This is a genomic window from Shimazuella sp. NTD248, assembly GCF_059510395.1.
This window is the reverse complement of record NZ_JCAJZT010000001.1, coordinates 251825-264629: the sequence shown is the minus strand read 5'-3', so window position 1 is coordinate 264629 and position 12805 is coordinate 251825. Positions and strand designations below refer to the sequence as shown.

Below are 12805 nucleotides of genomic sequence, written 5' to 3'. Positions count from 1 at the left end.
CCTTCTGCTTACCTCGATTTACCCCATCCATTGGAATTGTTAGAACTCCTCAAATGGTTATCTGCACAATGGACTCCGATATTTAAAAATATTAGGAAAGATACTATAATAAAATAGGATAGTGTCATCCATGTCCCCTCTTCAACTGTCAGATAGGAATTTCCAGTGAGTAGTTATATCAAATATGATGAACAATCCGCTCAAGTACACATTGAAATTGCTCGGTGGATGGCAAAGAAAAAGCAGAACAAGGGTCCAAGGAGCGATGAATGGCTTCTTCATGTCACCGATCCGAATCGTCCGCTAAGGATGCTGCATATTTCCGGAGCAAGGTACAATACTCCACCTGACGCGTATGGCGGACTAGAAAACGCTATTGCCAATCTTGTTCGTGAATGGAGAGATTTGGGTCATAATCTAGGTGTATTTGCTCCAGCTACATCCAAGATCGAAGGGCTTATCCCAACTATTGAGAAACCTGCTGGGTCTTGGGATTTTCATGGGGCCTTCGCTCTCCACCATGATTTCATCTCCCGATGGCTGCGCCATGAGACAAGAAAGCAGCATCCTCTAAACTGGGATACGGTAACTGGACACCTCGGATCTCTCTATGATTCACCAATTAGTGAGCTTCTTTTCCAGTTTCAAGATTACGGTGGAGTCGTGCCCGTGTTGCTCAAGCATTCCCCCCTTCACTTGAATCGGGTTTTTGACATGGATTGGGGAGATTTGTTGACCTTTAATCCACCAGAGGGACCAAAAGATATGGCCTATTTTCATCATTATTGGAAGAAGATACCGTTGGTGGTCGGCGAACGGGAGCGGGCTGAAAACGGCAAGAAAGTATGGATGGTGCATTCCATCTCAAACGGACTCACTGAGGAGAACTTTGTCTCCCGTCGCACTCCACTGCTTGATGCTGTTGGTATCCTCGGCAGAATTTGTCCTGAAAATGGGCAGGCGAATGCTATTCGTATGGCTAAGGCAGCAGGGCAATCGATAATTTTGGCGGGGATTATTGAAAATGGTAACTACTTTGAACTAGAATGTCTCCCACAGATCGATGTTTATCTACCATATAAGAGTTATGCGGAGAAAGTCGCTGCTCTGCTGAATGGCTCTGATACAAGTCTCCTAAGTAGTGGATCACCAATTTGTATCTATGTTGGTCAACTTGTTGGACAGCAAAAGCTCGATTTCTTCTCAGGTATTCGTGCATTTGTCGCACCCATTCACTGGGATAAACCTCGCGGTTTGGTTTTTCTTGAGGCATGGGCTGCCGGAACACCAGTGGTCGCGTATGCTCGCGGATCGGTACCGAAACTCATACAACCACACCGAGGGGAATGGGGTTTTGATATCGAGGAAGGGGATGAACGAGGTTTCGTGGAGGCGATTAAGGCCTCCTTGAAGCTGGATCGAACACGCATTCAGCAATGGGCGCGTGAGGAACATCACATGCGCACTGCTGCACAGAAACATGTCGATCTGCAACGATTTCTCTGTGCGCTTTGGTGGTTGAATGGTGGCTGGTGATACTGTCTTACATCTACCTTACAGGTGGCACGGTGACTGTGAAAAATATAGAATCACGGACACTGTGCCACCGAATAGGTAGCAGAACATCCAAATAAGGGAAGAAGCTGCATTCCCGCTCCAGTGGCGTATTTGCTGAATCTGCTGCTTACCTCGATTTACCCCTTCCATTGGAAATGTTAGAACTCCTCAAATGGTTATCTGCACAATGTACTCCGATGTTTAAAAATATTAGGAAAGATACTATAATAAAATAGGATAGTGTCATCAATGATCCCATTCCAACTGCAAGATAGGAGTTTCGAGTGAATTCCACCCGATATGATGAACAATCCGCTCAAATACACATTGAAATTGCTCGGTGGAAGGCAAAGAAAAATCAGAACAAGGGTCCAAGAAGCGATGAATGGCTTCTTCATGTCACCGATCCGAATCGTCCGCTAAGGATGCTGCATATTTCCGGAGCAATGTACAATACTCCTCCTAGTGCGCGTGGAGGACTAGAATCCACAGTTGACAATCTCGCTCATGAATGGAGAAATTCGGGTCATGGATTTGGTGTATTTGCTCCAGCTACATCCAAGATCGAAGGCCTTATCCCTACTATTGATGAACCTGCTGGGTCTTGGGATTTTCATGGGGCCTTTGCTCTCCACCATGATTACATCTCACGATGGCTGCGCCAGGAAACAAGAAAGCAGCATCCTCTAAGCTGGGATACGATAACTGGACACCTCGGATCTCTCTACGATCCACCAGCGAGTGAGCTTCTTTTCCAGTTTCAAGATTACGGTGGAGTCGTGCCCGTCGTGTTCAAACATTCCCCCCTTCATGACTTGGATTGGCTTTACAACACAGGTTGGGGGGAGCTGTTGATATCTTATCCATCAGTGGGTCCAATCGATATGGCTTATTTCCAACATTATTGGAGAAAGCTACCGTTGGTCTTGGACGGATGGGGACTGGCTGAGAACGGGAAAGCATGGGGGGTGCATGCCATCCCAAGTGGACTCACAGAGGAGAACTTTGTCTCCCGTCCGATTCCATTGCTTGATGCTGTTGGTATCCTCGGTGATATCAGTCCTGACAATGGACAAGCGGATGCCATTCGTCTGGCTAAGGCGGCAGGGCAATCGATCATTTTGGCTGGGAAGATAGAAAATAGGGAGTACTTTCATTCGGAAGTTTTCCCACAGATCGATGTCCATATAGGACAACTTTGGAACGAGGAGAAAGCCACTGCTCTGCTGAATGGCTCTGATACAAGCCTGCTGAGTAGTGAATCACCAATTTGTATCTATGTTGGTAATATTTTTGGACAGCAAAAACTCGATTTCTTCTCAGGTATTCGTGCATTTGTTGCACCCATTCACAGGGTTGAACACCAAGGATTGGCTTTTCGTGAGGCATGGGCTGCCGGAACACCAGTGGTAGCGTATGCTCGTGGATCGGTACCAAAACTCATACAACCACATCGAGGGGAATGGGGTTTTGATATCGAGGAAGGGGATGAACGAGGCTTCATGGAGGCGATTAAGGCCTCCTTGAAGCTGGATCGAACACGAATTCAGCAATGGGCGCGTGAGGAATATCACATGCGTATCGCTGCACAGAAACATGTCGATCTGCAACGATTTCTCTGTGCGCTTTGGTGGTTGAATGGTGGCTGGTGACACTATCTTACACCTACCTTACAGGTGGCACGGTGACTGTGAAAAATATAGAATCACGGACACTGTGCCACCGAATAGGTAGCAAAATGGAAGAAGCTGCATTCCTGCTCCGGTGCTGTTTTCCTTTTGGCTGAACCTGCTTCTTGCCTCGATTTACCCCATCCATTGGAAATATGAGAACTCCTCAAATGGTTATTTATACGATGAACTCCGATATTCAAAAATATTAGGAAAGATACTATAATAAAATAGGATAGTGTCATCCATGATCTCCCTTCAACTGCCAGATAGGAATTTCCAGTGAGTAGCTACATCAAATATGAGGAACAATCCGCTCAAGTACACATTGAAATTGCTCGGTGTAAGGCGAAGAAAAAGCAGAACATGGGCCCAAGAAGCGATGAATGGCTTCTTCATGTCACCGATCCAAATCATCCATTAAGAATGTTGCATATTTCCGGAGCAAGGTACAATACTCCACCTGACGCGTATGGGGGACTAGAAACCGTTCTTGCCAATCTCGCTCATGAATTGAAAGATATGGGTCATAGGTTTGGTGTATTTGCTCCAGCTACATCCAAGATCGAAGGGCTTATCCCGACTATTGAGGAACCTGCTGATTCTTGGAAATTTCAAGGGGCCTTCGATCTCCACCATGATCTCATCTCGCGATGGATACGCCAGGAGACAAGAAAGCAGCGTCCTCTAAACTGGGATACGGTGACTGGACACCTCGGATCTCTCTACGATCCACCAGTGTGTGAGCTTCTTTTCCAGTTTCAAGATTACGGTGGAGTCATGCCCGTCGTGCTCAAACATTCCCCCCTTCACTTGGATCGGTTTTACGACACAGATCGGGGGGAGCGGTTGACCTTTAATCCACCAGTGGGTCCAACCGATATGTCCTATTTTCACCATTATTGGAAAGAGCTTCCGTTGGTGGTCTTGAGCGAAAGGGAGCTGGCTGAAAACTGGAAAGTATGGGTGGTTCATTCCATCCCAAGTGGACTCACAGATGAGAGCTTTGTCTCCCGTCGTGCTCCGCTGCTAGATGCTGTTGGTATCCTCGGAAGAATCACTCCTGACAAAGGGCAGGCGGATGCCATCCGTTTGGCTAAGGCAGCAGGGCAATCGATCATTGTCGCGGGGAATATCGATAATTTTACGTACTTCCATGATCAACTAAAACCACAGACAGATGTAGACATTTCAGATAATCCAGAGCGTGTCGCTGCTCTACTAAACGGATCTGATACAAGTCTGCTAAGTAGTGGATCACCAGTTTGTATCTTTGTTGGTGAACTTGGTGGACAGCCGAAACTCGATTTCTTCTCAGGTATTCGTGCATTTGTCGGACCCATCCACTGGGATGAACCCCAAGGTTTGGTTTTTATTGAAGCATGGGCTGCTGGAGCTCCAGTGGTAGCGTATGCTCGCGGGTCGGTTCCAGGACTCGTACGACCACATCGAGGGGAATGGGGATTTGATATCGAAGAAGGAAATGAAACCGGTTTCGTCGAGGCGATTAAAGCCTCCTTGAAGCTGGATCGAACACGCATTCAGCAATGGGCGCGTGAGGAACATCACATGCGTATCGCTGCACAGAAACATGTCGATCTGCAACGATTTCTCTGTGCGCTTTGGTGGTTGAATGATGGCTGGTGACACTATCTTACACCTACCTTGCAGGTGGCACGGTGACTGTGAAAATATATAGAATCACGGACACTGTGCCACCGAAGAGGTAGCAGAACATCCAATAGGGGGAGAAGCTGATTTATTCCATATACAATGAAAGATCAAGGGGAAAGACATAAGAAGAGATAAGAGTAGCTATCTTTGATTGAGAAATGGATATGAGAGAATGGTAAGAGTTGACCCACTATCTCAAAGTAGAATACAATGCGTTTTAAAAATATTTATTTGTAAAAAAATGATATATTCCATATCCGTTGACATCATCTTGTCCTAATTATAAAATACATATGAGTTTGATAATCATTCTCATTATAAATGAGAAATAAGTAAAAAAAGTAACAAACCATCAGGAGGTGAAAAGATGTCAAAACCGAGGTTAATAACAGAAAACTTACATATTTCTTATGGCGATCAAGAGATTGTGAAAGATGTCAGTTTAGACATAGCAGATGGGATGATCACGACTATTATTGGGTCAAATGGTTGTGGGAAATCTACCTTATTAAAGACGATCGCACGTATTCAGCCAACCCGCTCTGGCGCTGTTTTTCTTGACGGGAAAGAAATTCATAAAGAATCTACCAAAAAAATAGCTCAGAAGTTGGCAATTTTACCGCAATCTCCAGATGCACCAGAAGGCTTAACCGTAGCAGAATTAGTGTCTTATGGGAGATTTCCTTATCAAAATCGTGTACGATTGAGCAGCAAAGATCACGAAGTGATCAACTGGGCCTTGAATGTGACAGGTGTACATGCATTTCGGCATAAAGTCGTAGATTCGCTTTCAGGCGGACAAAGACAAAAGGTTTGGATCGCTATGGCATTAGCACAGGAGACAGATATTATCCTCTTGGATGAACCTACTACTTACCTCGATTTATCCCATCAGTTGGAAATATTAGAACTTCTCAAATGGTTAAATGTAAAGGAAAAACGGACGATCGTGATGGTACTGCATGATCTCAATCACGCTGCCCGATTTGCTGATCGGATTATCGCGATGAAACAAGGAAAGATTGTCAAAGAAGGATGTGCAGAAGAGGTTATCACCGCTGCCACCTTACATGAAGTTTTTCAGATTGATGCTGAAATAGTAACAGATCCAAGAACGCAGAAACCGATCTGTTTGACATATGACCTTATTGACTCCATCTTGTCGAAAGTGGAAGACCAAGCGATTTAATGCAATAATGGGATATTTTTTTAATCTCAAATGAGAATGATTATCACAAGAGAATATTGAGATGAGGTTGAACATAGATGAAAAAGTGTAAAAGCATACGGAGTTTTCTTTTCATTGCTGTTTTCGTAGCAGCTTTACTAGCTGGGTGCAGTCAAGGAACAACATCTGATGAAAGCAATACGCCCAAAATGGTAACGTTCCAATCGGAAAAAGGACCCATTCAAGTTCCAGCTAATCCGAAGCGTGTTGCAGTTCTAGCTTCCTCTTATACTGGTAATGTTTTGTCCCTTGGTATTACCCCGGTAGGAGTAGATCAATGGGCAAAAGATAATAAATTTTACAATGGTAAATTAAAAAATGTGCAAGTGATAACCACTGATTCATTGGAAAAACTTTTAGCTTTAAAACCAGACCTTATCATTGCCTTTACCAATGATAAAAATCTCAAAAAATATCAAGAAATAGCTCCGACCGTCGCATTCACTTATGAAAAATATACGTATTTAGAAGCACATCTTCAAATTGGTAAATTGCTTGGAAAAGAAAAAGAAGCACAAGCATGGGTGGATCAATGGAATAAGCAAACAGCAGAAGCCAAGACAAAAGTAAAAGCAGCTATTGGAGATAATGCCACTGCAACTGTATTTGAAACATTTGGAAAAGAATTATATGTTTATGGAAACAACTGGGGTCGAGGAACAGAGATTATTTATCAAGCTCTTGGTATCAAAGCTCCAAAACAAGTAGAAAAAGATGTATTTGGTCCTGGGTATAAAGCGATCTCTACCGAAGTGATACCACAGTATGCAGGAGACTATTTATTTGTAGGAAAAGGAGATGCAACAGCAAATAATTCCTACCTGCAAACATCAGTGTGGAAACAAATCCCCGCTGTTCAAAAAGGAAATGTCTTCTTTTTTGATTCGGCATCGTTTTACTTCAATGATCCAATATCACTTGAAAAAGAATTAGCATTTATCGTACAAGCATTGACAAAAGGGAAATAGAAACAGCTTTAACACAAAGGATATGGATCTATGTCTATCAAAAACATACAAACTGAAGAAAATCAAATAGTTTCTAGACCGGTTATCGGTGCTTTCATCCTCATACTAGGTCTGTTGGTGTTAGCTGTCAGTATGGTTTTGGCAATTTCCGTTGGAGCTGCGAATATTGATTTTATGACAGTGTGGAAATCTATCTTTGCTTATGATCCACAAGGAAAAGCTGATCAAATTATCGCGGGCATTCGCTTACCAAGGGAACTTGGCGTGGTTATTGTTGGTGCTGCCCTAGCGGTGAGTGGTGCGATTATGCAGGGGATAACCAAAAATCCATTGGCAGAACCGGGATTATTAGGGATTAATGCGGGTGCAGGATTGGCATTGACTTGTCTACTAGTTTTGCAGCCTCATTCTTCCTATGTGTTTGTGATGACAGCTACCTTTGTGGGTGCAGCATTAGGTGCGGGATTGGTGTTTGGAATTGGTTCGGCGAGTAGGGGTGGCGTGTCTCCTTTACGGATAATCTTAGCTGGATCAGCTATTACCTTTTTCCTAAATGCACTTGCAGATGGTATTTCCCTTGTTTTCAAACTTACCCAAGACTTGAGTATATGGAAAATAGGAAGTACATCTGGAACGACTTGGTTACAACTGAAAATTTCCGTCCCTATCGTTTTTCTTGCCCTTGCTGTAGCTGTTTTTTTCTCTAAAAAGTTGACGATTCTCAGTTTTGGTGATGATATTGCTAAAGGATTGGGACAGCGTACGATTTTAGTGAAAATAGTTTTGATGCTCGTCGTCTTGATACTAGCAGGTATTTCTGTTTCTTTGGTGGGGGCTCTCGCTTTTGTTGGACTAATGGTTCCCCATATAGTGAGGTTTCTTGTAGGAACTGACTATCGTTGGGTTATTCCCTGTTCTGCTGTGTTCGGAAGTATATTATTAGTTTTATCTGATACTGCTGCGAGAATGATCAATGCTCCATTTGAAACCCCGATCGGTGCGATTGTGGCTATACTTGGGGTTCCTTTCTTTCTCTATCTAGCTAGGAGGGAAGGGAAACGATGAATATAGTGGATGCAGCATATCAACGTAAAGTCCGACTCACTTTGATCATTTCTGTGATTCTTCTCCTTGCAGCGTTCATTGTGAGTATAGCAACTGGGTACATTTCGCTAAATCCAATCCAATTAGGTAAGACGATATTGGGATATGGAACAAGTCAAGAAAACCTTATTTTGTATGGTTTTCGTTTACCGAGAATAATAGTAACGATTTTAGCGGGCATCGGTCTTGCGGTTTCTGGAGCTATCTTGCAGAGCATCACAAAAAATCCTCTATCTGATCCAGGTATTTTAGGTATTAACGCAGGTGCGGGTTTGATGGTAGTTATTTATGTGATGTATTTTTCTAGTGAGTCCACGAGTTTTATTTATATTCTCCCTTTGTTTGCTTTCATCGGGGGAACCTTAACAATGATCATGATCTACTTTTTATCCTATAAGCGGGGAGAGGGAATCGAGCCGACACGTCTTATTCTTATCGGAGTAGGAATGGCAGCTGCGATCAACGGTGTCATATTTACGCTCACTGCAAGGTTAGAAGAGGAAAAGAATGCATTTATCGCCAACTGGATTGCAGGAAGAATATGGGGAGATGACTGGACATTTGTGATCGCGCTTCTGCCTTGGATTCTCATTCTTTTACCGATTGTTTTTTCTAAGTCACATATTTTAAATGTGTTGCAGCTTAATGAAAATACATCTATCGGATTAGGGGTAAAAGTGGAAAGAGAACGAAGTATGCTGTTGCTTATTGCGGTAGCACTTGCAGCTGCATCTGCTTCAGTTAGCGGCGGTATTGCTTTTATTGGTCTCATGGCTCCTCATATAGCTAGGAGTCTTGTAGGTCCTCGCCATCAAGCGTTTCTCCCTGTCGCAGCTATTTTAGGAGCTATTCTTCTTCTAGTCTCCGATACAATCGGCAGAAGTTTATTAGATCCAAGCGGCATCCCAGCGGGAATCATTGTCACAATGATCGGAGCACCATATTTTCTGTATCTGATGGTAAAAAAATAGTGTTCATGCTAAAAGCAACTTATTCAAAAGGTAAGTTGCTTTTAGCATTTGGATGTTTTTAAAAGTTTGAATAAAATGTAAAATTGCATATCTCGAAAAGAAGTATTTAAATAGTATATAGAGACCCTTTGCGAAAGGGTATTTTGTATTTACATTATAGAAGGTGAAGGAGAATGTATTGGAAACGAGTTTTATGGATATTGTGGCCAGCTAATTTTTTAATATCTGCCGGGATGAGTATGGTGGTACCATTTCTAGCTTTGTATATTGAAAAATTAGGTGTACACAATTTGCAAAGTGTAGAACATTGGTCAGGATGGATATTTTCGGCTCAATTTTTGACCTCTTTTTTATTTCAGCCATTATGGGGAACACTTGCAGATAAATATGGACAAAAATCGATGTTACTTCGCTCAGCTATTGGTATGGGTGTTGTAACTATTTTAATGGCTTTTGTTACTTCCCCTCTGCAATTATTGATCCTAAGGCTGATCAATGGATTGTTTTCCGGTTTTATTTCGATGTCTATTTTGATGCAAGCTGCGGTGACGCCAGACGAAAATTCAGGGAAAGTACTAGGTACACTGCAAACTGGTCAGATTGTAGGAACTTTGGTTGGTCCTTTGTTCGGTGGTGCACTTTCAGAACTGGTTGGATATGATGGTGTATTTCTGCTCACTGGGATTTTGATTTTACTAGCTGGCGTTGTGGTTATGGTGTATATCAAAGAGACAGTACCAAAAAAACGAATAGAAAAAGTAGTGGTAGAAAAGCCAGAATCAAATTGGAGATCCCTGCGGATGCTATTGCCAGTATTTATTGCATCCACTATCACCCAATTGGCTATGATGAGTGTTCAACCCATTTTGCCCATCTATACCAAAACGATTTACGATGGTTCTCATTTGGCATTGATGGTGGGTCTTGTCAGTGCGATAACAGGAATCGCCAATCTTATCGGGTCGCCTACGCTGGGAAGAATCGGGGATAAGATTGGAGAGCGTAAGATTCTGATTTTCTCACTTGTGATGTCCGCACTAGCATTTATCCCTCAAGTATTTGCTACAAATATTACAGAGTTGCTGATCGGTCGTTTCTTTTTGGGGTTATTTATTGGAGGGATGTTGCCAGCGTTGAGTGTATTGGTGAAAAAAATGACGCCAAAAGAATTGCAAGGTACAGCTTTTGGTATTAATTCTTCAGCGCGGTTTTTGGGAAATTTAATTGGACCATTGGTCGGAAGTTTTGTCGCTACTACTCTGCAAATACAAGACGTTTTTTACTTTACAATCGCATTTTTGCTTATCAATGCGGTAATGATAGTATTTGCTCACAGTCTAGATGTCGCAACACGCAAAGTAATAACAAAGTAAAAAACAAGAGGGCTGTCCCTCTTGTTTTTTAAAAGAATCTAGGTTGGTGTGCGATAGGAAATTTTTAATAAAACAGGAGTTATAAGTGTTGTTATCATAACGATAATGAGGATAGAGGAAGCATAAGCGGGATCGATCAGCTTCTTTTCCAATCCAATCGTTAATAAGATAAGGGCGACTTCGCCTCGTGACAGCATAGCAGCACCAATACGAATGGCTGATTTGGTAGAAAATGATGTTAATTTTGCTCCTGAAAAAGCACCAAACCATTTGGTAAAGACAGCGACTAGAGAACCGATGATAATAAACCAAATGTGATTTTGTATTCCTACAAAGGTAACAGATAATCCAATCTGTACAAAAAATACCGGGATAAAGATTGTGTAGGCGATAGGAACAATTTTACTTTTTATTTCCTTTTGACGATCTGTGCGGGAGATGGCTAAGCCGGCAGCGAAAGCTCCGATTATACTAGATACGCCAAGTACTTGGGCCAGAGCTGCAAAAACGAAGCAAAGGATCACTGCACTTACTATGTTTTCCGTAGCTTTGAAGGAAGTGCTGATTTTCATAAACCAAGGAGTAACTTTCCAACCAAGCAATCCGATTAAAAGGAAAAACAGCATTGCTTTTCCTAATAAAACCCCGATGTTTACTTCTGTTCCAGTCCATACACCCATTGAGACCGCAAGGATAAGCATAACGGTGATATCATCAACTAACGCAGCACCGAGAATCGTGGTACTTTCTCGACTGTTTAATTGACCTAACTCTCTCAATGTCAGAATAGAAATACTAACAGAAGTGGCAGCTAATAATAAGCCGAGAAAGACAGATGGAATTGGATGGAAACCAAATAAAAGCCCTGTTGCAAATCCTCCAGCCAGAGGGAAAAGAAGCCCGCCTAGAGCGACTGCGATCGATGATTTTCGATTATTGTATAAATCAGTTGCATCGGTTTCTAACCCGGCAATAAACATTAAGAAAAGTATTCCAATTTCACTCATATCATGGATAGTTTCTGTAGTGGATACCCAGCCCAGTATTGCTGGTCCAACTATGATACCAGCAATTATTTTTCCAAAAATAGTGGTTTGTCCCAAACGAGCACTGATTTCCCCGCCACATGCTGCTGAAGCTAAAATGATGAGCAATACGATAATATAATCCAAAATTAGCCTCCTTCGGTGGGTTGATTCTTAAATGGTTTAGAAGTCAAAAAGAGGAATTATTAAGTTGGATCATTAATTCTTTCTAGTGCTTTATTTTAAATCAAATTACACTCGCATTTTATTTTATCAGAATTTGAATTAGATATCGTTTATTCAAATTGTTTATGCACTACTTTCATTGTATAGAAAAAACAAAAAGTGACCTATTATTTTCTAATAAGTCACTTTCTACATAAATAATTTGAAATGAATACGCATACATAAAATTAGAAAAAGATAGATTATTCTTTGCAATTGTCTTCCATTTGTCTCCATTTTTTTAGATCTATGTATTGCTCTTGGGCGATATACCAATAAAAATCTGCAACAGTACTGTTGTTGACCATATTCATCAGTTCCGCTGCTCGAGGGGAAGCCAAAACGCTCTGCATGGCACTCTCAGATTCAAAAATGGTGTCCAGCATGAGCTGTATACTGTCTTCGTTGTCTTCGTAAATTCGAGTAACCTTTGTTTCAATGATTCCGGGTAATGCATGTATATCTGGAAAGATACTATCGTAAAATGCCTGAAATTTATCTGGATCGTCAATACAACGAAAAAATGTCATTGTTTTAATCATAATATCCTCCTTAAAACGAACTCATCCATTTTATGTCTCATCTGTAGGAACACTATCCCATCGGGGTGCGTAAAGAAATTTCTGTCTGCCATTTCGATACTATTAAGTTCAAAATTTTGAATCATGGATTTTACCTTAACATTATAGTGAATTTCCTAATTACTTGCATTCCTTTTATTTCCTTCTAGAGTGTGAAAAGGTAAATGGATGATATATTTGAATAAAAATACTATCTAGAAAATGACAAAGAACAAGCCAAAAGAAGATGTTTATAAAACTAAGAAATTTTATAGGAAACGAGGTAACTAAACGACAGGTGACAAAGTATTCTGGATGAACCCTGCATGTAAAAGAATAAATTAGTACAAGTAGTGTCTATCAAACAGAAGAAAAGATATTGTGGGATTTTATTCTCATGTCGAAACGTCAAACACTCCTAGTAGGTAGCCTACCGTTTGAAAATGAAGA

10 protein-coding genes are annotated in these 12805 nt (G+C 41.6%); 8 read left to right on the top strand and 2 right to left on the bottom strand.

Translation table 11 applies throughout. From position 1 onward, the window contains the following. The first annotated feature begins 165 nt into the window (after positions 1-165). The 8 genes from AC5WOE_RS01420 to AC5WOE_RS01385 all read left to right on the top strand — a co-directional run bounded on the left by AC5WOE_RS01420 (position 166) and on the right by AC5WOE_RS01385 (position 10545). Positions 166-1536 carry a glycosyltransferase gene (locus AC5WOE_RS01420; RefSeq protein ID WP_496051733.1) on the top strand — a complete coding sequence of 457 codons (1371 nt, stop codon included), beginning with the start codon at positions 166-168 and terminating at the stop codon, positions 1534-1536. A gap of 305 nt (positions 1537-1841) precedes the next feature. Further along, positions 1842-3209 (top strand): glycosyltransferase, encoded by a 1368-nt coding sequence (locus AC5WOE_RS01415; RefSeq protein ID WP_496051732.1) that lies wholly within the window; start codon positions 1842-1844, stop codon positions 3207-3209. Positions 3210-3509: 300 nt separating this feature from the next. After that, complete coding sequence (locus AC5WOE_RS01410; RefSeq protein ID WP_496051731.1) at positions 3510-4874, top strand: glycosyltransferase; 1365 nt, start codon at positions 3510-3512, stop codon at positions 4872-4874. 394 nt (positions 4875-5268) lie between these two features. After that, a complete protein-coding gene (locus AC5WOE_RS01405; protein WP_496051730.1) occupies positions 5269-6090 on the top strand; it encodes an ABC transporter ATP-binding protein in 822 nt (273 codons plus the stop codon). A gap of 77 nt (positions 6091-6167) precedes the next feature. After that, complete coding sequence (locus AC5WOE_RS01400) at positions 6168-7097, top strand: iron-hydroxamate ABC transporter substrate-binding protein (protein ID WP_496051729.1); 930 nt, start codon at positions 6168-6170, stop codon at positions 7095-7097. A gap of 30 nt (positions 7098-7127) precedes the next feature. After that, positions 7128-8162 (top strand): FecCD family ABC transporter permease, encoded by a 1035-nt coding sequence (locus AC5WOE_RS01395; protein ID WP_496051728.1) that lies wholly within the window; start codon positions 7128-7130, stop codon positions 8160-8162. Then, on the top strand, positions 8159-9172 hold the full coding sequence (locus AC5WOE_RS01390) for a FecCD family ABC transporter permease (RefSeq protein WP_496051727.1): 1014 nt from the start codon (positions 8159-8161) through the stop codon (positions 9170-9172). Before AC5WOE_RS01395 ends, AC5WOE_RS01390 begins: the two co-directional genes overlap by 4 nt. Positions 9173-9345: 173 nt before the next feature. Beyond that, a complete protein-coding gene (locus tag AC5WOE_RS01385; protein ID WP_496051726.1) occupies positions 9346-10545 on the top strand; it encodes an MFS transporter in 1200 nt (399 codons plus the stop codon). A 38-nt stretch (positions 10546-10583) separates the two neighbouring features. Here AC5WOE_RS01385 and AC5WOE_RS01380 read toward each other — a convergent pair whose 3' ends face one another. Further along, a complete protein-coding gene (locus AC5WOE_RS01380) occupies positions 10584-11717 on the bottom strand; it encodes a cation:proton antiporter (RefSeq protein ID WP_496051725.1) in 1134 nt (377 codons plus the stop codon). A gap of 281 nt (positions 11718-11998) precedes the next feature. Beyond that, positions 11999-12337, bottom strand: a complete 339-nt coding sequence (locus tag AC5WOE_RS01375; protein ID WP_496051724.1) for a hypothetical protein — start codon at positions 12335-12337, stop codon at positions 11999-12001. Positions 12338-12805 lie beyond the last annotated feature (468 nt).